Annotated in this window: 21 protein-coding genes and 1 tRNA gene; 9 read left to right on the top strand and 13 right to left on the bottom strand. The window is 60.9% G+C overall.

Translation table 11 applies throughout. The features are described 5' to 3' along the window. The first annotated feature begins 23 nt into the window (after positions 1 to 23). Genes trpD through FKV68_RS09310 form a run of 4 tightly spaced genes read left to right on the top strand, consistent with a single transcriptional unit; the run spans position 24 to position 3,572 of the window. Positions 24 to 1,037, top strand: coding sequence for an anthranilate phosphoribosyltransferase (trpD, locus tag FKV68_RS09325; RefSeq protein ID WP_180941200.1), 1,014 nt, complete (start codon positions 24 to 26; stop codon positions 1,035 to 1,037). A gap of 14 nt (positions 1,038 to 1,051) precedes the next feature. Then, positions 1,052 to 1,867, top strand: a complete 816-nt coding sequence (gene trpC / locus FKV68_RS09320) for an indole-3-glycerol phosphate synthase TrpC (protein ID WP_180941199.1) — start codon at positions 1,052 to 1,054, stop codon at positions 1,865 to 1,867. Then, on the top strand, positions 1,867 to 2,361 hold the full coding sequence (gene moaC / locus FKV68_RS09315) for a cyclic pyranopterin monophosphate synthase MoaC (RefSeq protein ID WP_180941198.1): 495 nt from the start codon (positions 1,867 to 1,869) through the stop codon (positions 2,359 to 2,361). Before trpC ends, moaC begins: the two co-directional genes overlap by 1 nt. Then, positions 2,361 to 3,572, top strand: a complete 1,212-nt coding sequence (locus tag FKV68_RS09310; protein ID WP_180941197.1) for a molybdopterin molybdotransferase MoeA — start codon at positions 2,361 to 2,363, stop codon at positions 3,570 to 3,572. The genes moaC and FKV68_RS09310 overlap by 1 nt, the downstream gene beginning before the upstream one ends. 186 nt (positions 3,573 to 3,758) lie before the next feature. On the opposite strand, the gene FKV68_RS09305 is transcribed toward FKV68_RS09310, so the two are convergent. From FKV68_RS09305 to pcsA, 8 genes are all read right to left on the bottom strand, one after another. After that, positions 3,759 to 5,051 carry a hemolysin family protein gene (locus tag FKV68_RS09305; protein WP_180941196.1) on the bottom strand — a complete coding sequence of 431 codons (1,293 nt, stop codon included), beginning with the start codon at positions 5,049 to 5,051 and terminating at the stop codon, positions 3,759 to 3,761. A 123-nt stretch (positions 5,052 to 5,174) separates the two neighbouring features. After that, positions 5,175 to 5,921, bottom strand: a complete 747-nt coding sequence (locus tag FKV68_RS09300; protein ID WP_180941195.1) for a FadR/GntR family transcriptional regulator — start codon at positions 5,919 to 5,921, stop codon at positions 5,175 to 5,177. A 271-nt stretch (positions 5,922 to 6,192) separates the two neighbouring features. After that, positions 6,193 to 7,263 (bottom strand): BMP family ABC transporter substrate-binding protein, encoded by a 1,071-nt coding sequence (locus tag FKV68_RS09295; protein WP_180941194.1) that lies wholly within the window; start codon positions 7,261 to 7,263, stop codon positions 6,193 to 6,195. 44 nt (positions 7,264 to 7,307) lie between these two features. Further along, the gene (locus tag FKV68_RS09290) at positions 7,308 to 8,228 is read right to left on the bottom strand and encodes an ABC transporter permease (RefSeq protein WP_180941193.1); all 921 of its coding nucleotides are present in this window, start codon (positions 8,226 to 8,228) and stop codon (positions 7,308 to 7,310) included. Then, complete coding sequence (locus tag FKV68_RS09285; protein WP_180941192.1) at positions 8,228 to 9,322, bottom strand: ABC transporter permease; 1,095 nt, start codon at positions 9,320 to 9,322, stop codon at positions 8,228 to 8,230. The genes FKV68_RS09290 and FKV68_RS09285 overlap by 1 nt, the downstream gene beginning before the upstream one ends. Then, on the bottom strand, positions 9,312 to 10,886 hold the full coding sequence (locus tag FKV68_RS09280; RefSeq protein ID WP_180941191.1) for an ABC transporter ATP-binding protein: 1,575 nt from the start codon (positions 10,884 to 10,886) through the stop codon (positions 9,312 to 9,314). The genes FKV68_RS09285 and FKV68_RS09280 overlap by 11 nt, the downstream gene beginning before the upstream one ends. A 49-nt stretch (positions 10,887 to 10,935) precedes the next feature. Further along, complete coding sequence (locus tag FKV68_RS09275) at positions 10,936 to 11,913, bottom strand: quinone oxidoreductase family protein (RefSeq protein WP_180941190.1); 978 nt, start codon at positions 11,911 to 11,913, stop codon at positions 10,936 to 10,938. A 9-nt stretch (positions 11,914 to 11,922) separates the two neighbouring features. Continuing rightward, positions 11,923 to 12,648 carry a phosphatidylcholine synthase gene (gene pcsA / locus FKV68_RS09270; RefSeq protein WP_180941189.1) on the bottom strand — a complete coding sequence of 242 codons (726 nt, stop codon included), beginning with the start codon at positions 12,646 to 12,648 and terminating at the stop codon, positions 11,923 to 11,925. 278 nt (positions 12,649 to 12,926) lie between these two features. On the opposite strand from pcsA, the gene FKV68_RS09265 reads away from it, so the two are divergent. After that, a complete protein-coding gene (locus FKV68_RS09265; RefSeq protein WP_180941188.1) occupies positions 12,927 to 14,138 on the top strand; it encodes a UbiH/UbiF family hydroxylase in 1,212 nt (403 codons plus the stop codon). Here the strand turns inward: FKV68_RS09265 and FKV68_RS09260 are convergent. Next, positions 14,106 to 15,068: an AEC family transporter gene (locus FKV68_RS09260; protein WP_180941187.1), complete on the bottom strand. Its 963-nt coding sequence runs from the start codon at positions 15,066 to 15,068 to the stop codon at positions 14,106 to 14,108. The two genes, FKV68_RS09265 and FKV68_RS09260, sit on opposite strands and share 33 nt — an antisense overlap. Before the next feature lie 112 nt (positions 15,069 to 15,180). After that, the gene (locus tag FKV68_RS09255; RefSeq protein WP_180941186.1) at positions 15,181 to 15,927 is read right to left on the bottom strand and encodes a cytochrome c biogenesis CcdA family protein; all 747 of its coding nucleotides are present in this window, start codon (positions 15,925 to 15,927) and stop codon (positions 15,181 to 15,183) included. A 301-nt stretch (positions 15,928 to 16,228) separates the two neighbouring features. On the opposite strand from FKV68_RS09255, the gene FKV68_RS09250 reads away from it, so the two are divergent. After that, positions 16,229 to 16,304: transfer RNA gene (locus tag FKV68_RS09250), tRNA-Lys, on the top strand. 328 nt (positions 16,305 to 16,632) lie between these two features. Beyond that, the gene (locus FKV68_RS09245; protein ID WP_180941185.1) at positions 16,633 to 16,932 is read left to right on the top strand and encodes a hypothetical protein; all 300 of its coding nucleotides are present in this window, start codon (positions 16,633 to 16,635) and stop codon (positions 16,930 to 16,932) included. Positions 16,933 to 16,969: 37 nt separating this feature from the next. On the opposite strand, the gene FKV68_RS09240 is transcribed toward FKV68_RS09245, so the two are convergent. Beyond that, positions 16,970 to 17,974: a GlxA family transcriptional regulator gene (locus tag FKV68_RS09240; RefSeq protein WP_180941184.1), complete on the bottom strand. Its 1,005-nt coding sequence runs from the start codon at positions 17,972 to 17,974 to the stop codon at positions 16,970 to 16,972. A gap of 275 nt (positions 17,975 to 18,249) precedes the next feature. Here FKV68_RS09240 and FKV68_RS09235 point away from each other — a divergent pair, with 275 nt between their 5' ends. Together FKV68_RS09235 and FKV68_RS09230 are read left to right on the top strand one after the other, a co-directional pair. Then, positions 18,250 to 18,897, top strand: a complete 648-nt coding sequence (locus tag FKV68_RS09235) for an outer membrane protein (protein ID WP_180941183.1) — start codon at positions 18,250 to 18,252, stop codon at positions 18,895 to 18,897. Between the two features lie 243 nt (positions 18,898 to 19,140). Further along, the gene (locus tag FKV68_RS09230; RefSeq protein WP_180941182.1) at positions 19,141 to 19,404 is read left to right on the top strand and encodes a hypothetical protein; all 264 of its coding nucleotides are present in this window, start codon (positions 19,141 to 19,143) and stop codon (positions 19,402 to 19,404) included. Between the two features lie 242 nt (positions 19,405 to 19,646). Here FKV68_RS09230 and FKV68_RS09225 read toward each other — a convergent pair whose 3' ends face one another. Then, complete coding sequence (locus tag FKV68_RS09225; RefSeq protein WP_180941181.1) at positions 19,647 to 19,877, bottom strand: hypothetical protein; 231 nt, start codon at positions 19,875 to 19,877, stop codon at positions 19,647 to 19,649. A 132-nt stretch (positions 19,878 to 20,009) separates the two neighbouring features. Continuing rightward, a complete protein-coding gene (locus tag FKV68_RS09220) occupies positions 20,010 to 20,468 on the bottom strand; it encodes a BA14K family protein (protein ID WP_180941180.1) in 459 nt (152 codons plus the stop codon). Positions 20,469 to 20,533 lie beyond the last annotated feature (65 nt).

Below are 20,533 nucleotides of genomic sequence, written 5' to 3'. Positions count from 1 at the left end.
GCTGCGGACAGGGGAACGAACTCATGAGTGATTTGAAGCCGTTCGTCGCGAAAGTGGCAACTCGCGAGGCACTCAATCGTGAAGACGCGCGGGCGGCCTTTGAGATCATCATGTCCGGAGCGGCGACGCCTTCGCAGATCGGCGGTTTCCTGATGGCGCTTCGCGTGCGTGGCGAAACCGTCGACGAAATCGTCGGAGCGGTTGGCGCAATGCGCGCACGGATGCTGACTGTCGAGGCGCCGGAAGGCGCGATCGACATCGTCGGCACGGGTGGTGACGGGGCCGGCACCTACAACATCTCGACGCTCGCTTCCCTGATTGTCGCCGGAGCCGGCGTCCCGGTCGCCAAGCACGGCAACCGGGCGCTGAGCTCGAAATCCGGTACGGCCGATGCGCTGTCTTGCCTGGGCGTCAAACTCGACATCGGGCCCGACGCGATTGCCCGCTGCATCAGTGCGGCTGGCGTCGGTTTCATGTTCGCCCAACAGCACCATTCCGCGATGCGGCACGTCGGTCCGACGCGGGTCGAACTCGGTACGCGAACGATCTTCAATCTGCTTGGTCCGCTGTCGAATCCAGCCGGCGTCAAGCGGCAGCTCGTCGGCGTTTATGCGCCGCAATGGGTAGACCCGCTTGCTGAAGTACTGCGCGATCTCGGCTCGGAGAACGTCTGGGTGGTTCACGGCGAAGGGCTCGACGAAATCACGACCACCGGCGTCACCAAGGTCGCCGCGCTCCAAGACGGAAAGATCACGAGCTTCGAGTTGACGCCGGCCGATTTCGGCCTTCAGATGGCCACGCTCGAGGCACTGAAAGGCGGCGACGGAGCCCACAATGCCGTGGCGCTGCAGGCCGTTCTCGACGGCGCGGAGAATGCCTATCGGGACATTTCGCTTGCGAACGCCGCCGCTTCATTGATGATAGCGGGGCGCGCCAAGGATCTCGCCGAAGGCATGGCGCTCGCCCGGCAGTCGCTCTCGAGCGGCGCGGCGAAGACTGCCCTGCAGCGGCTGATCAGCGCCTCCAACGCCGCTTGAGGAGAGATGGCTTCATGACGGACATCCTGCGGAAAATCGAAGCCTACAAGCGCGACGAGATCGCCTCAGCGAAATCGCGCGTTCGCCTTGAGGAGTTGAGGGCGCAGATCGCGGACCAATCGCCGCCGCGGGGCTTCCACGCCACTCTCTCCTCGCGTCGCACGAAAGGCCAATTCGGGCTGATCGCCGAGATCAAGAAGGCGAGCCCTTCAAAGGGACTGATCCGTCCCGACTTCGATCCTCCGGCGCTTGCTAAAGACTATGCCGCTGGCGGCGCAGCTTGCCTATCCGTCTTGACGGACAAGCCGAGCTTCCAGGGCGCGCCGGAGTTCCTGACGACGGCACGGGCTGCCTGTGAGCTTCCGGCGTTGCGCAAGGACTTCATGTTCGATCCCTACCAGGTGTTCGAAGCACGAGCCTGGGGAGCTGACTGCATCCTGCTGATCATGGCGTCCTTGAGCGACGACGATGCGCGTCGCCTCGAGGACTCGGCGTTTGCACTCGGCATGGACGTCCTCATCGAAGTGCATGACGCCCGGGAAATGGACCGCGCATTGGCGTTGACCTCCCCGCTCGTCGGCATCAACAACCGCAACCTCCGGACATTTGAAGTGGACCTCGCCGTGTCTGAACGACTGGCGGCAATGGTTCCACAAGATCGGCTTCTCGTCGGTGAAAGCGGCATCTTCACGCACGAGGATTGCCGGCGGTTGGGACGGAGCGGCATCACCACCTTTCTTGTCGGCGAGAGCCTGATGAGAAAGGATGATGTCGAGGCGGCAACGCGGGCACTGCTGACAGGCTCCGGAACCGTATTGGCGGCAGAATAATGAGCGGTCCGTCCCTCACCCACATCGACAGCGCCGGCGAAGCGAACATGGTCGATGTCAGCGACAAGACCGAGACCGTGCGGGTCGCCGTCGCCGAGGGCTATGTCCGAATGCGCCCCGAGACGCTCGCGCTGATCCTTGAGGGCAATGCCAAGAAGGGCGACGTGATCGGCACGGCACGGCTTGCCGGGATCATGGCCGCGAAACAGACGTCCAATCTCATTCCGCTCTGCCATCCGCTAATGCTGACGAAGGTCTCCGTTGATATCGCGCCGGATGACGCCCTGCCGGGGCTTCGCGTCGAGGCGATGGCAAGGCTGACGGGGCGGACGGGCGTCGAGATGGAGGCCCTGACCGCCGTCAGCATCGCCTGCCTGACGATATACGACATGGCGAAGGCTGCGGATCGCGAAATGGAGATCGGCGGCGTTCGGCTGGTCAGCAAATCGGGTGGACGTTCGGGCGATTACCGGCGCCAAGGAGACAACCGCTGATGTCGCTGCTTTCGGTTGAGGATGCGCTCGCCAGGGTGATTGAAAAAGCTCGCCCGCACGGGCGGACAGAACGGCTCCCCCTGCACGATTGTCTCGGTCGCGTGCTGGCCGAGGATATCACCGCACGGGTCACGCATCCCGCCTTCGACAATTCCGCGATGGACGGCTATGCGGTTCGCCACGAGGATATCGTCAATATAGGCGCACAGCTTGTGGTGATCGGCCAGTCGGCCGCGGGGCATGGATTTCAGGGAGAGGTCCGCGCCGGTGAAACCGTTCGCATCTTTACCGGGGCCCCTCTGCCCGCCGGTGCGGACACTGTGATCATCCAGGAGGATACCGAAAAGCTTTCGGGCGGGAAAATCCGCACATTGTTCGCCCCGGCAAAGGGTCGTCATATTCGCCTTGCGGGACAGGATTTTGTAGAGGGCGACATTGCGCTGGCTGCCGGCAGCGTGCTCGACGCGGGGCGCCTGACGCTCGCCGCCAGCACGAGCCATGAACGCCTGCCGGTGTTCGAGAAACCGAGGATTGCTATCGTCGCCACCGGGGACGAGCTCTTGCCACCGGGAAGCGCCCCTGGTGCGGACCAGATCATCGCATCGAATACTTATGGCGTTGCCGCCATTGTGCGTGAGAACGGCGGCGAAGTCCTTGATCTTGGCATCGTGCCCGACGACGAAGCGGCAATTTCGGCCGCTGTCGCCAAGGCGCAAGATGCCGGAGCGGACGTTCTGGTGACGCTCGGCGGAGCCTCTGTCGGCGACCATGATCTTGTTCAATCGACTCTTCTGTCGCGCGGCATGGTGCTGGATTTCTGGCGGATCGCCATGCGTCCGGGCAAGCCGCTGATGGTTGGCGAGCTTTCCGGCATGACGGTCCTCGGCTTACCGGGTAATCCTGTCTCGAGCCTTGTGTGCGCGTTGCTTTTTCTAGAGCCGCTGACGCGGCATCTGGCGCATCTGCCGCCTCGCTCGCGGATGACGACGGCGCGACTTGCGACCCCCCTGCCCGCCAACGACCGTCGCCAGGACTATGTCCGCGCGCGGCTGACCGTCGAGTCTGACGGCTCGCTCGTCGCCCACCCGTTCGCGCGCCAGGATTCCTCGATGATGAATGTCTTCGCGCAATCCGACGGGCTCATCGTTCGCGTCCCGCATGCCGCGGCGACTTCGAGCGGCGATCCATGCAACGTCCTGCGGCTGCGCTGAACGCGCTCAACCCGCAGCCATTTCCGGTGCCTTGTCATATGGCAGACATGGAATGCGTATAGGAAAGAAATCACTCAATCATCTGTCCCGGCGGCTGACTACGGATGAACTAGCAGGCGCCAAGACAGTTTGAGGAAAGGTCGGGTATCGCCCGGCCTTTTGCTTTTTTTGGCCTTGCGCTGCGCGTCAGGCCGCGTCATCGACGCAGCGGGAGACGAGAATCTTGTCGATCCGGCGTCCGTCCATGTCGATAACCTCGAAACGGTAGCCATGGGCCTCGGCGATGTCGCCTTCCTCCGGCGTCTTGCGCAGTTGCTGAACGAGAAAACCCGCGATCGTTTCGAAATTGCCGTCCGCGTCGATGCCTTCGATGCCGATTTCCAGATGAATCTCGTCGATCGGCGTGCGCCCGTCGACAATGTAGCTGCCGTCTTCGCGGATCCGGATGAGCGCGTGCTCGATATCATCGTAGTTCGATGGCAGCACGCCGACGATCGCTTCCAGGATGTCAGCCGTCGTGATGATGCCTTCAGTGCTGCCATACTCGTCAACGATCATCGCCATGTCGATGCTCGTTGTCTTGAAGGCATCGAGCGCCTTCAGGCATGAGGCCGTTTCCGGTAGCGTCAGGATTTCGCGGACGTGGCCACGCAGATTGAACGACGCGTTTGCGGGAATGTTCAGAACCTCCTTGGCGAGAATCGCGCCCAGAACATCGCCTGTGTGACCATCCATAACGGGATAGCGGGAGTGGCCGAACTCGCGGACCTTGCGCCGGATCACTGCGAGGTCGTCGTTGACGTCGATGAAGCGCATCTCGGTACGGTGGGTCATGATCGACTTTACATTGCGATCACCAAGCCGAATGATCCGGCGGAGCATTTCATGTTCCGTCTTTTCGATGGCGCCGCTTTCGACGCCCTCCGCCATGATCGCCTGAACTTCCTCTTCCGTAACGTGATCCGGATCGTCCGGACGCATGCCGAATAGACGCATGGCCATCGCAGCCGCGGTCTCGAAAAGATAGACGACGGGCGCAGCTATGCGGGAGAGCAAGGTCATCGGTCTTGCGACGAACATCGCAAGTGCCTCGGAATTCCTGAGCGCAAGCTGTTTCGGGATGAGTTCGCCGATGACGACCGAGAGAAAGGTGATGAGCGTCACCACGAGACCGACGGCGACCGTGTGGCCATAGGGCTTGATCCACGCCACTTCATCGAAGAACGGCGCAATCTTGGCGGCGATCGTTGCGCCGCCGTAGGCGCCGGCCAGGATGCCGACAAGAGTGATGCCGACCTGCACCGTCGAGAGGAATTTCCCGGGATCCTCGGCCAGCTTCAGTGCGGCCTCCGCCCGTCGATTCCCCTGTTTGACCATTTGGCGAAGCAGCGGTTTGCTTGCCGAGACGATTGCCATTTCCGAGAGCGCAAAGAAGGCGTTGATCAAGAGCAAAACGAAAATCACAAAAATCTCGGACATGGTCTCCAGGTCGCCGTTGATACAGGGCCGCCCCGCACGGAACAACCGTCTCCCAGATAGGCTACGCGCGGAGATCGGGCAAGGTCACGCTACAATTTCCTGGCGAGCGGATCAGCCGGCCTTTCATGCGGTATCCGCATGCAGCGCCTGTCGAATGCGATCGCGCCCGACCTTGATGACATGTTCCATGGCCGAACGCGCGGCCGCCTCGTCGCGTCTGCCGATTTCTTCGACGATTCGAATGTGATTGCGGGCCACCTCGTCGATTCCGCTTTTTTCGGCGGTAGGCGAGCTCAACTTGAATACGCCAACTAGCGCCGCCTCGATCAAGCTGCCCACCGTTCGCAGGAAAGGGTTCCCGGAAGCGTCCAGAACGGATAGATGGAACTTGAGGTCGGCAACGGCGAGGCTTTCCGCGGTATGGTTCGCGTCACCCATGGCAACGGCAAGACGCATCATGCCGGCGATCTCCGCGTCGGTCGCATTTCGCGCCGCCAGCGCCGCGGCATGCGGTTCGAACGCAAGCCGAACCTCGCTGAGGTGATAGAGGAATTCGTCATCTACGCCGGATGCAAAATGCCAGGTCAGGATGTCGCTGTCGAAGAGGTTCCAGTCATTCCTCGGCCTCACGCGCGTGCCGATGCGCGCGCGGGGCACCACAAGCCCCTTGGCCGCCAAGGTCTTCATCGCTTCGCGCAGGACGGTCCTTGAAACCCTGAAGCGAGCCGCCAGTTCCGGATCGCCGGGCAGAATGCTGCCGACCGGGAACTCCCCTGACACGATTGCCTTTCCGAGTTGGTCCACCACTTGCGCATGGCTCGTGCGCTTCGGAGCACCGGATATCACTGTTTCAAACAGGCTCTTGCTCAACCCGTTCTCCCCTCCCAAGAATACCTCCGCGGAGGCCGCGCACTCGTCAATCGGTGGGTGGCGTTTGCCGCCATCTTCATCCCCGGCGCGAAAGTAGCCAACTCTAGTTCGAATAAGCGATTCCTCAAAGCCGATCCGACACCACCCCGACGGTCGGTTTGTCGCACCTGATACCGCTCTGCGAAATTGGAAAAACCCCGCGTTTGCGACGCGGGGTTTGCCGGCACTGGAAACGCACTACTTTACAGCCTGGACCATGGGTCCCGTCAGCTTATTGCGGCAGCTTGTCGTCGACGCCTTCGACGTAGAAGTTCATGCCGAGCAGTGTCGCGTCATCCGAGCTTTCGCCGGCCTTCAGCCAGGCGCTGCCATCCTGCTTGTTGAGCGGACCGGTGAACGGCTTCAGTTCGCCCGACTTGATCTTGGCCTCGGTTGCCTCAGCCATCGCCTTCACGTCGTCCGGCATATTGGTATAGGGCGCCATGGTCAGGATGCCGTCTTTCAAGCCGTCCCAGCTCGACTTCGTTTCCCACTTTCCGTCGAGGAAGGCCTGCGTACGCTTCACATAATAGTTGCCCCAGGTATCGATGATGGCGGTCAGCTGCGTATTCGGGCCTGCGGCGATCATGTCGGAGGCCTGACCGAAGGCCTTGATGCCGCGTTCGGCGGCAACCTGCATAGGCGCGGTCGTGTCGGTGTGCTGCGTCAGGATATCAACGCCCTGGTCGATCAGTGCCTTCGCGGCATCAGCTTCCTTGCCGGGATCGAACCAGGTGTTCGCCCAGATGACCTTGATCTTGAAATCCGGATTGATCGAGCGGGCGCCGATCACGAAGGAGTTGATGCCCATCACCACTTCGGGAATCGGGAAGGACGCGATGTAGCCGGCGACGCCCTTCTCGGACATCTTGGCGGCAATCTGGCCCTGGATGTAGCGGCCTTCATAGAAGCGGCTGTTATACGTCGCGACGTTCGGGAGCGTCTTGTAGCCGGTCGCGTGCTCGAATTTCACGTCCGGAAATTTCGGAGCGACCTTGACCGTCGCCTCCATGAATCCGAATGACGTCGTGAAGATCAGGCCGCAGCCGGAACGCGCCAGGCGTTCGATCGCGCGTTCGGCGTCGGGGCCTTCGGGCACGTTTTCGAGGAACTGCGTCTCGATCTTGTCGCCGAGCTCCTTCTCGAGCTGCTGACGGCCAAGGTCATGCGCCTGGGTCCAGCCACCATCGGTTCTCGAGCCGACGTAGACAAAGCAGATCTTGGCCTTTTCCTGGGCACTTGCTGCGGATGTAAAGCCGAGCACGGCAGTTGTTGTTGCGAGGGCGAGCAGTAGTTTTTTCATTTTTACCTCTGTCGGTTGAGTACGTCCGTCTGGCTTGTTGTTGTTCACCGGTCCGGCACAAACGGCTTACCGAGCGATGCCGGCGTGTTGATCAGAGTCATGCGCCGGTTGTGTGAGATGAGGATAAGTACGACAACTGTCGCAACATAGGGAAGCGAAGAAAGGAATTGCGAGGGAATTCCGATGCCGAAAGCCTGCGCATGAAGCTGGCTGATCGAAACCGCGCCAAACAGATATCCGCCGGCGACGACACGCCAGGGGCGCCAGGACGCGAAGACGACGAGGGCAAGCGCGATCCAGCCGCGGCCGGCCGACATGTTTTCCACCCATTGCGGCGTGTAGACCAGCGAGAGCTGCGCGCCGGCGAGACCGGCACAGGCGCCGCCGAACAAAACAGCCAGGTATCGAGTGCGAATGACATCAACCCCAAGGGCATGGGCAGAGGCATGGCTGTCACCCACAGCGCGCAGCTTCAGCCCCGCGCGACTCCTGAATAGGAACCAATGGACGCCTGCGACGATCGCGATCGACACGTAGAAGATCGCGTCCTGCCTGAAGAGCAGCGGACCTATGAACGGTATTTCCGAAAGGACCGGCGTCACGATCGGCTGTAGCTTGATGCCCTGCATTCCGAGGAAACTCTCGCCGAGCATCCCGGACACGCCGAGGCCGAGCAGCGTCAGCGCGAGGCCCGTCGCAACCTGATTGGCGACAAGCGTCAGCGTAAGGAAACCAAAGAAAAGAGAAAACAGCATCCCGGCAGCCATACCGGCGAGAGCCCCCAGATATGGGGAGCCCGTAAGCTGCGTGGCAGCAAAAGCGCAAACCGCGCCCATGATCATCATGCCCTCGACACCGAGATTGAGGACGCCCGATCGCTCGGCGACGAGCTCGCCAATGGCCGCAAGCACAAGCGGCGTCGCCGCAGTGATGACGCTCAAGAGGATTGCTTCAGCGATACCCATCAATGCGCCTCATCCGTCTTGATTGCAGCAAGCCTCTCCCAAACCAGCCGGATGCGGTAGTGAATGAGCGTGTCGCAGGACAGCACGAAGAACAGCAACAGCCCCTGGAACACGCGCGTCACCTTTTCAGACACGCCGATCGAAAGCTGTGCTGCCTCGCCGCCGAGATAAGTCAACGCCAGGACGAGCCCGGCGGCGATGATGCCGAGCGGGTTGAGGCGCCCGAGGAAGGCGACGATGATTGCCGTGAAGCCGTAGCCCGGCGAAATCACCGGCCGCAATTGCTGGATGGCGCCGCTGACTTCCGCAATGCCGGCAAGTCCTGCCAGTGCTCCCGAGAACAGCATCGAAAACCAGATCATCTTGCGCGACGAGAAGCCGGCAAAGCGCCCTGCCCGCTCGGACTGGCCGAGCACGGTGATCTCGAACCCCCTAAGCGTGTAACGCATCATGAACCAGACGAGGACCGCGGCGATAATCGCGAAGGCGAAGCCCCAATGCGTGCGCCCGGAAGCGAGCATTTCAGGAAGGATCGCATCGGCGGCAAACGTGCGGGTTTCCGGAAAGTTCATGCCCTGCGGATTGCGCCAGGGACCGCGTACGAGCCAGTCGAGGAAGAGCTGGGCGACATAGACCAGCATCAGGCTCGTCAGGATCTCGTTGGTGTTCATATGCGCCTTGAGGAAGGCCGGTATGGCCGCAAAAAGAGCGCCGCCAAGCATGCCGAGCAGCATCATCATCGGCAGCACCAGCGGCGATTGCCAGTCGTAGAAGACGACGGGCAGGATCGAGCCGGCGATCGCCCCCATGATGAACTGGCCTTCGGCACCGATGTTCCAGTTGTTGGACCGGAAGCACACAGAGAGGCCGACACCGATCAGGATCAGCGGCGCAGCCTTGATCGCCAGCTCGTGCAGCGACCAGACCTCACTCAAGGGCTCCACAAAGAAGCTGTAGAGCGCGCTCACCGGATTCTTGCCGAGCAGCGCGAACATGAGACCGCCGAAGACGATGGTCAGCGCAAAGGCGATGAACGGCGAGAGAATTGAGAACAGGGTCGAAATCTTCGCCCGCTTTTCGAGTTCAATGCGCATGCGCAGCTCCCGCGGATCCGGTTTCGCCGTGTATGCCGCCCATAAGGAGACCGATCTTCTCGCGCGAGAGTTCCCGAGCCGGATAGGGATCGGAAAGACGCCCTTCGCTGATGACGGCAATCTCGGTCGCCACCTCGAATATTTCGTCCAGATCCTGGCTGATGACCAGCACGGCGGAACCTGTCTTGGCGAGATCGACCAAGGCTTGGCGAATGCGGCTCGCCGCGCCTGCGTCGACGCCCCAGGTCGGTTGGTTCACCACTAGCACGGATGGCTGGCGGTCGAGTTCGCGGCCGACGATGAATTTCTGCAGGTTGCCGCCCGAGAGCGAACCCGCCGGAGGGTCCTCGCCGCTCTTGCGAACATCCATCGCCTCGGAAATCCGCCTCGTCGCAGCCTTCACCGCGCTCTGGCGAATGATCCTGAGGAATCCGCCGCCGAGAAATGCGCGCTTGTCGGATTGATTGCGTGCGAGGACAAGATTATCCGATAGCGAAAGCGCTGCGACCGCGGCGTGCCCATGCCGTTCCTCGGGAACGAAGCCCGCGCCCATCAGACGCCGGGCGTTGATGTTCCTTGTTCCGACGGGCCTCTGCCTTATCAGTACCGCGTTATCGTCCGCGGCCGGGTATTCGCCCGACAAGGCATCGAAAAGCTCACTCTGGCCATTGCCGGCCACGCCGGCGATCGCCAGCACTTCACCCGCCCGGACCTCGAGACAGACGTTCTTCAATGAAACCGCGAACGGCGTGCGCGCCGCGACCGAAAGATCACGCGCTTCCAGCTGGACGTCGCCCTTTGTGTTGGTACCTTCCGAGGTCACCGGCGCAACATCGCTTCCGACCATCATCCGCGCCAGCGAGGCTGGCGTTTCCGTGCGCGGATCGCAAGCCCCCGTCACCCTGCCGTGTCTCAAGACCGTCGCCCGGTCGCAGATGCGTTGAACCTCCTCGAGACGATGGCTGATATAAAGGACCGAGCGGCCTTCCGCCTTCAGCTTTTGCAGTGTCTCGAACAGACGGTCGGCCTCCTGCGGCGTCAGCACCGAGGTTGGCTCGTCGAGAATGATTAGCCGCGGATTCTGCAAAAGCGCACGTACAATCTCGATCCGCTGGCGCTCGCCGACAGAAAGATCCGCAACATGCGCCTTGGGGTCGAGAGGCAAGCCATAGGCACGCGAAAGCCGCGACGCCTCGTCGGCGACACGGGCAAGCGAGACGTTCCGATCCATCGAAAGCGCGATATTCTCGGCGACGGTCAGCGCCTCGAACAAGGAAAAATGCTGGAAAACCATGCCGATACCGAGCTTGCGCGCGTCACCGGGGCTGCCAATACGGACCGGTTCACCCTGCCACGCAATCTCGCCTGCCGTGGGCGCGAGCACGCCGAACAGCATTTTCACCAAAGTCGACTTGCCCGCCCCGTTCTCGCCAAGCAGGGCGTGGATTTCTCCCGGCTCTATCTGCAGATTGATCGCGTTGCAGGCTGCGAACGAGCCGAATAATTTCGTCAGGTTGCTCACGGTCAACAACGGACCGCTCGCAATTTGTCCCTTACCAGGCACGCTGCCCTCTTTTCCCCTCTATTGATCCCTGCCCACCTTCAGGTTTCGGTCACGGAATCAACAACGTCGTTCCACTCGTTTTTCTTGTTTCCAGATCCGTATGCGCCCGACCGGCGTCGGGGAGCGGATAGGTCTGATTGATATTGATACGCACTTTGTTGCTTTGCACAACATCAAACAGGGAATTTGCGCATGCCTCCAATGCCGGCCGCGTCGAGACATAACTGAAGAGCGTCGGGCGTGTTGCAAAGAGCGAGCCCTTCTGCGCCAGGATACCGATGTTGAACGCCTCCACCGGCCCGGAAGAATTGCCGAAGCTAACCCACAGCCCGCGCGGTTTCAGGCAGTCGAGCGACCCCGGGTAGGTATCGCGGCCGACCGAATCGTAAACGACATCGACGCCGCGGCCGCCGGTCAGCTCTTTGACGCGAGAGATGAAATTGTCCGTCCGGTAGTTGATCACATGGTCGTAGCCGTGCGCGAGCGCCAGCTCGATCTTCTCCTGCGAGCCGGCCGTGCCGATCACGGTCGCGCCCAGCGCCTTCGCCCATTGCCCGGCAATCAGCCCCACGCCACCGGCTGCCGCGTGGAACAGCAAAGTCGTCTCCGGGCCAACCTTGAAGGTCTGATTGAGCAGATATTGGGCCGTCATGCCTTTCAGCATCATCGCGGCCGCCGTTTCCAGGCTGATCCCGTCGGGGACCTTCACCAGTTGCGATGCGTCGACATTGCGTTCGCTCGCATAGGCGCCATCGGCTGACGCATAGGCAACGCGGTCGCCGATCGAGAACAGGCTCACCCCATCACCCACGGCGGTGACGATGCCCGCGCCTTCCTTGCCCGGAATGAAGGGCAAGCCGGTCGCCGACTTGTAGAGGCCGGTGCGGAAATAGACGTCGATGAAGTTGAGGCCGACTGCCACTTGCCGGATCTGGACCTCGCCGGGCCCGGGCGGCGAAAGCGTAACGCCTTCCATCTTCAGAACCTCGGGTCCACCGAGTTCGCGAACAACGATCGCCTGTGCCATGGTCAACTCCTACGCGCGGCCGAGGTTGGGAAATATCTGCAGAACAAAACCGATGACGTAGAGGTAGAGCCCAGTCGCCACGACGCCAATAGCCACCCAGTCAGGTGTCTCGAAATGCAGAAGCAGAGCATACATGCCAAGCACGGACCAGGCCAGGAAAACGCCGAGATTGAGCGGCCTTAACCTTTCCACGCGCACGGGATGGAGAAAATTGATCGGCAGGAACGTCAGCACGACGGAAAGGAAAACGACGATTGACGCCGTCACTTCGCTCGCCTGGATGACGAAGAGCGTGAAGACGATCATGTTCCAGACAACCGGAAAACCGGAAAAGAAATACTCGTCCGTCTTCATTCCCATGTCGGCATAATAGATCGCGCTCGACACGACAATGGCGCCGGCGGCCACGAATGACCACGGTTCGCCGATCATGCCGCTTTGATAGAGCGCGAATGCGGGCAGCAAGACGTAGGTCACGTAGTCGATGACGTTGTCGAGCGTGTCGCCCGACCAATTTGGCAGCACTTCCTTGACCTGCACCTTGCGTGCGATCGGCCCGTCGATGCCGTCGACGAGCAGTGCCAGCCCGAGCCACCAGAACATGTCGACGAAGCGATGTTCGGCCGCCGCTACGACCCCGAGGAAAGCCAGGAACGAACCGGAGGCCGTAAGGATGTGGACGGAGAAGGCCCGTATCTCGGCATAGGGCACTCTTCTGTAATTAAAGAACTTCATGGGCGACGTCGCCTATCCCCTACATCCCCGCCTTTTGCGCGACCAGGCCACACCTTAACCGCATCGCTGGCGCTTTGGCCGTAATATGCACCGTTTGCAATGCATCGCCAGCAAAATTCAACTGCAAAAGCGTCGCGATGGAATTGTCTTGTGGACACGCGACGCTTGCTTCCGCGTTGATTCAGCCCATTTATTTCAATGAGCTATGCGAGTAGAACGACTACCGAGACTTTAAGAGAATGCGCAGGGATGCGCACGGGAAGAGGCCCCTGTCGGCTATGGATCATTATGACATCGTCATCATCGGAGCGGGCCTTGCCGGCTCGCTCGCCGCAATCGCGCTGGCGCGAAACGGCCACAGGGTCGCGCTGATCGGGCCGAAGCCCGTGATCGCCGACGGACGCACCACCGCCCTCATGGACCAGTCGATTGAATACCTCAAGGAGCTCGATCTCTGGGACGAGACCGTGCCGCTGACGGCGCCGCTCGTCGCCATTCGTATCATCGACGACACAAAGCGTCTGCTGCGTGCGCCGCCGGTCAATTTCAGGGCATCGGAAGTGGGGTTGGACGCCTTCGGCTACAATATTCCGAACGCGCCCTTCCTCGAAATTCTGGAGAAGCATGAAGCCGGGCTGCCGACGCTCGACCGAATGACGGCGGCGGCAACGACCTTCGACCTCGCGGAGGAGGAAGTCCGGATCGGAGTCGACGACGGGAGGACGATCACTGCCGACCTGGTCATCGGCGCCGATGGCCGGCGCTCTGCCGTGCGCGAGGCGGCAGGCATTTCCGTGCACACATGGTCCTATCCGCAGACGGCCGTCGTGCTGAATTTCGGCCATGAGCTTCCACACCAGGACGTGTCGACCGAGTTCCACACCGAAGCTGGCCCATTCACCCAGGTTCCGCTTCCGGGGAACCGCTCGAGCCTCGTCTGGGTGCAGAAACCGCGCGATGCTGACGAGACGCTGAAGCTTGCGCCCGATGTGCTTTCGCGCGCGATCGAGGATCGGATGCAATCGATACTCGGCAAGGTTACAACAGAAGGCATCCCACAGTCCTTCCCGCTCTCGGGCATGACGGCCCGCCGCTTCGGCAAGGGGCGCACGATGCTGGTTGGCGAAGCTGCCCATGCCTTTCCACCGATCGGCGCCCAGGGCCTCAACTTGAGTCTGCGGGATGTCATGACGCTCGTCGAACTCGTCGGATCGTCGACCGGCGGCAGGCTGCCGGCCGACACCGGCGACCGGTTCGACAGCCGCAGGCGGATCGATATCGTCAGCCGAACCGCCAGCGTCGATCTTCTCAATCGCTCTCTGCTTTCCGGATTCCTTCCGGTTCAGGCGCTGCGCGCTGTCGGCTTGCACCTGCTCTCGTCGGCCGGTCCGCTTCGCGGGCTGCTGATGCGCGAAGGCATTCATCCGGGCAGCGCGATTCATGCGCTCAAGGCGGGTCTACGGGAAAAGATCAGCGGGAAGAGCGCCTGACCGGATCAGAAAAAGCAAGCCGGTTACGGATGCGACCGAAAGCAGTGTCGTAATGAGGATTGTCGCCGAGGCGCGCTCCTGCCAGACGTGATACTGGTGGGCGATCACGAAGACGTTCGTTGCCGTCGGCAGGGACGCGAGCAGCACGGCCGTCTGCACCCAGACAGGATCGTAGCCGCCGCCGAGGCTGAGCGCGACATACATCAAAACGGGATGAAGGATGAGCTTCACCGGGACGATGTAGCCGATTTCGACAGGGATCCTCTTGATCGGCCGCAGCGCGAGCGTAACGCCCATGGCAAACAGTGCGCAGGGAGCGGCGGCCTGCGCCAGATAATCGATCAGCCGCTGAACCGGCACTGGCGGCTGTACTGCGAGGAACGCCGCGGCGACGCCGGCCAAGGTCGACAGAATGAACGGATGCAGCACGATCCTCCGCATAATGCCGAGTGCGAGGGTGGCGGGCGGCTCCTTACGACCACCCGTAGCCGCCATCATTGCCGGTGCAACGGTAAAGTGCGCCGCATTCTCGAAGCAGAAGATCAGCGCGACCGGGACAGCGGCAGCCTCACCGAGCGCAAGCAGCGCCAACCCCGGCCCCATGTAGCCGATGTTGCCATAGGCGGCGGCAAATCCCTGGATCGTCGCCTCCGCAATCGTGTTCCGGCGTAGAAACAGCCCGACTGAGAAGATCAGAGCAAAGACCACATAGGTCGTCCCGACACTGGTCAGGATAAAATCTGCGCGCGTCAGCTCTTCGACAGGTGTGCGCGAGACCAGCTTGAAGAAGAGCGCAGGCAAGGCCAGGTAGACGATGAACGTATTCAGCCAGCCCATCGCCTCGCCGGGATGATCGACAAGGCGAGCAGTAAGATAACCGAGAAAGATCAGCCCGAAGAACGGCAGCACCAGACCTGCAATTTCCGTCATGTGCCCTCCCCGCCCGCAACAATGCCTAAAGCAATTCCGGTTTTCCGGCCGGAAGTGCGTCGTTTCAAAGAGTTAGAGCGTTTCGCCAGTTCGATGAAACGGTGAAAACGCTCTAGCCGATTTGCATCAGGATCGGAAAGGTCTGTTGGAACCAGATCGCAACCGAACTGATCAAGCCGAACAGGAAGGCGAGGCCCGCCAGAACGAGCAGTCCGCCCATCAGTTTCTCGACGAGACCGAGATGGCGCCGGAAGCGTGAGAGAAAATGCATGAACGCTCCGGAAAACCCGGCCGCGATCCAGAACGGGACGGCAAGGCCAAGCGAATAGACCGCCAATAGCAGTGCGCCGTCGCTTACGGTGTCGCGTGCGGCAGCGACGCCGAGAATGGTACCGAGAACAGGGCCGATGCAGGGTGTCCAGCCGAAGGCGAAGGCAAGGCCCATGATATAGGCGCCGGACAGTGTCGCGGGCTTGCCGCCGCCCTGAAAGCGCGCCTCGCGGGCAAGCAGACCGATGCGGAAGACGCCAAGGAAATGCAACCCCATGACGATGATGATAACACCGCCGATGCGCGACAGCAGGTCTATGTATTGCCGCAGCAAGAGTCCGATCGACGACGCCCCCGCGCCGAGCGCCACAAAGACGGTCGCGAAGCCGAGTGTGAAGAACAGCGCCGCCGGCAGCACGGCGCGCCGGGTGCTGGCGATCGCGACGGTGTCACCACCACGAAACTGGTCCACGGAGACGCCGGCCATATAGCAGAGGTACGGTGGAACGAGTGGCAGCACGCAGGGTGAAAGAAAGGACAGCGCGCCTGCGAGAATGGCGGTCCAGATGGAAATATCGGCAATGGACAACGGCTAGAACTCCGGCACTCGGCATATCGCCTCTCTATACGTATACCTATACAGTGAAACCAATCACCTTTTGGCGATCATTTTGCCGCACGCGCCCGGCCCTTGACCGAAACCCGATCAATGGAATCCGGCTCCGCGGCATGCAGCCACACCATTTACGCGAATCGGTCGCATTCTTGCTTTCCGGTCGCGTCGCTCCGCATGGATAAGCATGGTGTGATTGTATTTTTTAGGTTGACCGCAGCCAAGCTCGCGTGCATATGTCCGCCCACTTCCACCGGGCTTCACGGCCGCGGCGCGGGAGCGCGTAGCTCAGCCGGTAGAGCAACTGACTTTTAATCAGTAGGTCCAGGGTTCGAATCCCTGCGCGCTCACCAATAATTTCAATAGTTTACTGAATATACTTCACGCAAAGCGCTATCTTTGTTTGGCATCGCGTAACATTTTCGGGCTCAGGAAGCGTCACAGCCAGCTCCTGCCTCCGCTCGCGTCTGAAGCCGATTGTGGGAGGTTCTTCGGCACAGACGCGAGGCGCCTAACATTCGACGAATCTCGAACTGTGGCTCATACACATCGCAGGGCGGATATCGCCTGGACTCGCGAAATTCGCTCTTCCTTAACTGCACAATCCGGTCTCTATCAGATGGAACTAATGAGCCCTCCAACTGTTTTCCCCCTCCAGTTTGCGTCAAAAGGACCGCCCTCATGTTTACCGCCCTGTTCGTCGCTTCGCTCCTGGCGCCCACGCAGGTGCCTTCGAACGTCGCCTCGGTGGACGACTTGCAAGCGGACTTCGAACACGCCGTCGCCTGTGAGCAGATAGACGGCCGCAAGGTCTGGAAGGGTGAGATCGCCTATTACATTCAGTCCTATGTCTACGAAGGCGATGCCACGGCGCAAACCGATGCCGCCGACGCCGTATTGCCCGGGGACAACACGCCCGAAACGGTCAAGGAGTTCGAACGGGCCTGTGCGGCGAGCGTGTCGGCCCGGTCGTCCCGCTGACACCTGTCCCGCGTCTGAAACCGGGAGCGAATTTGCTCTACGGCCGTGCCACGTCCCCGCCTCGAGAAATTTCTCCGCGGGTGACACTTCGCATCTTCAACGGGCTCGATTGATATTCGCGGCTGTAAGCGCGCGAGAAGGCAGAGAGGCTATCGAAGCCGCAACGCAAGGCAATGTCGCGTATCGGAATCGCCGAATCGCGAACAAGCCGGTGCGCCACCTGAAGCCGAAGGCGGAGATAGTAGGCCGCGGGACTGATCGAGAGCCCCCTTGCGAAGAGGAGTTCGAGCTTTCGCCGCGAGATGGACAGCCGCCGCGCCAACGCCGCGACGGTCAATGGCCGCTCCAGCGTGCGTTCCATCAGCCTTATCGCTCCGGCAAGTTCCGGATCGCGCGCCTCGATGCGGCCAAGCGACACGAAGGGCTGGACATCTGTAGCGCTGTGCATCTGGTCGTAAACGAAGATGCTGGCCACATCGAGCGCCAGGGCCGGCCCCAACCTCTCGGTGATCAGATGCAGCATCATGTCGAACGTCGGCGAAGCGCCACCGGAAGTCCAATATTTGCCGTCGGTTACAAAGCGGTCACCGATGACGGTAAGCGCCGGAAAGGTCTGGCTGAAATCCTCGAGTTCTTCCCAGTGCGCCGTTGCCTTGCGGCCATTGAGAAGCCCCGACCGCCCGAGCAACCAGCAGCCGGATTCGATCCCCGCGACAATATCGAAATGACGGGCGCACTCCTGCAGCGTCGCGAGAAACCGCTTGCCGGCATGCTTGTTGAGATTGAAGCCTCCGATCACCAGGAGAAGATCACCGCCGAGCGGCGGCGCGAATCGACCCTCGGCATTGATCGGAACACCGCAAGTCAGCATTGTCGCCTCTCCGTCGCCGGACAGGAGCCGCCAGCGAAAGACCTGCCTGCCTGCGACGCGATTTGCCGCGCGCATCGGATCCAGTACCGAGGCCAGAGACATGATCGACGACTCGGGCAGCACGACAACCACGACCTCAATCGGAGATTGTTTTTCGATGCGCTTTGACATGCGGATAACGTCAAATTTTGTGCGTGATATGTCAATTACGAAATCGCGATTCGGGCATTATCGAGAGGCAATCGATCTCCCTTCGCGCGGCATTTTGCAGCCCCGCGCAGAGACGTTCCCCTTTCCGCGATTTTTCCGGGACGGGCCGGTCGGAATCCAACCCCGCCGGTCCGTTTTTCTTTGCGCTATGCGTGGGATGCCACCGAACTGATTTTTGGCAGACTCGTTCCTCATTAGTTGCTACTCTTTGTAGTTAGACAACGGAGACATCTGGAATGAGCAGAACCGTGCTTGTTGCGATCTTCGGCGCGTCGCTGCTGGCGGGAACGTCTAACGCAGCGGACCTGACGGAGGCTCCAGCGCCGGCGCCGGTTGTCGAAGCTGCCCCCACATTCGTCTGGACCGGCGGCTATGTCGGCCTTCAAGGCGGCGGCGGATGGCTCAACAGCGATTTAAGTGTGCCCGGGGCAAGCGCGTCGGAGGACTTCAATGGCGGCCTTCTCGGCGCATTCGCCGGATACAACTACCAGCAGGGTGATTGGGTTCTCGGTATCGAAGGAGACGTCACCTACAACTGGAACGACAAGACTATCAACGCTCTTGGCGCGAACACCGGGGTCGGAACCGACGTCTCCGGATCGGTGCGCGGGCGCGTCGGCTACACCTTGAACGAAAAAGCCTTGCTGTACGCGACCGGCGGCTGGGCGGTGACCCGCGGCTTCGTGGATGTTCCCGGCGCGCCGAAGGAGAAGGAGACCTTCAACGGCTGGACTATCGGAGCCGGCGTCGATTACGGCTTCACCAACAACGTCTTCGGTCGTGCCGAGTATCGCTACAATGATTTCGGCGACGAGGACATCGACGGCGTCAATGTCGATCTCGACCAACATCAGTTCACCGTGGGCGTCGGCGTGAAATTCTGACGGCTACAGCGCCGCGCGTCTGATCAGACGCCCAAAGGACGCTGCAGCACTTCGAGTGGGCTGCATGTTTCGTTAAATCGGCTACGATTTACGGAAACATGCAGTAAGATTATTTCGATCGACGCCCCCGGCCCCAATTACCGGGGGTTTTTTCTGAGGACGGGACCACCAGCCGGACGCCAGGTATCAGGCAATTAAACCGTGGAACCAGCGCACGAAGGCAAACGAAAACCGGGAGGAACAATGGGAAAGTTTCTCGAATTTCTGGGCGGCGTCATCGCGATCGGCACGCTCGCTTTGCTTGCAATGACGCTGGTGCCCTCTCCCGACATCAGAACCCTGCTCACCGTGCTCCCTTGGGCGTTCCCTGCAATAGCCGGCGGACTCATTCTGGTCGCCTTCGGCTCGATGCTCGACCATCTCGCCGCGATTCGTTCAGCTGCGGAAATGCAGGCGGAAATCTTCCAGAAGCTCTTGGATCGACGAGTTCCGCCAAAGACCGAATAAGAATCCTCCTACGGAGCAGCCGCCGCAGTACAAGTTCCGCGCGAATCATTGTAAAGTCGAGGTCCTCTACTGCTAGCATGACCTAAGAACGCCGCTGCAGTCTTCGGTAGATTGAGGGCGCCTTTAATTCTACTGGTTGAAAAATCTGACTTCTGGCCCAATATTCACGTTGAGACGACCAACCTGAGGAGGAGTCGCCATGAACAGAAATGTGGTCATCGGCATCATCGTTGTCGCACTCATCATCCTTGCCGTAATTTATCTGATGCCGGGAACCGGTCCACAGACAACCGAAACGACTCCAGCTCCAAAGACGACGGAACCAGCAACTCCGCCGGCAGCGCCAGCACAACCAACAACACCAGCACAGCCAACAACACCAGCACAGCCAACAACACCAGCACAGCCAACAACGCCAGCGCAACCGGAAACGCCAGCCCAACCGGCAACGCCACAGCAACCCGCGACGCCACAGTAGGCTTTCGTACTCGCGGGCCCCATCTGCTGGATGAGATCGCGCCGCACGTCATTGAGACGCACGGCGCGGTGACTTTGAGTTGCTGATCCGGTTCAGCGCATGAGGCGACCATCAGCTTCGGACACGCTTAATAGTAGGGCGAGACGCACTGCTGGCGGGGCCCGTAATAAGGCTGGAAGCTGTTGTCGTACGCCTGGTAAGAGCGGTACTGCGCATAGCACCAATCGACATGAGCACGGCTCGCGTCTCTATAGACGCGTCGCGGTGGTGGCGGTGCTGCGATTGCGCCCCCGATAACCATGCCCGCTCCAAACGCTGCCAGTGGATACCACCACCCGTCACTATGCCGACGATATCCGTCGCGCCGGTAGCGATAACCGCGGTAACCGTTGTAATGACCATAACGAGGTCCGTCGTTGCCGCGCCAACCGTGACGCGGTCCGCCATGGTGCCATGGCCTGTGATGGACCAATTCCATCCCGCTCGGCTTCGACTGCGACACTGGTGCAACGGGTATGGCCTGAGCCGGTGTGTAGCCAGTGAATGCGGTAACCGCCGCAAGGATGAATACACCGATCTTCTTCATTCATATCACCGAATCTGTTTCCGATCCGGCGATCTTTCCCTGCCGTGACTGAACCGGGCATGAAC

Origin of the sequence: Sinorhizobium mexicanum (assembly GCF_013488225.1) — a bacterium.
In the GTDB taxonomy this organism is placed as follows: Bacteria; Pseudomonadota; Alphaproteobacteria; order Rhizobiales; family Rhizobiaceae; genus Sinorhizobium; species Sinorhizobium mexicanum.
The sequence above is the reverse complement of the archived record's forward strand: the minus strand, read 5'-3'. Positions and strand labels throughout refer to the sequence as shown.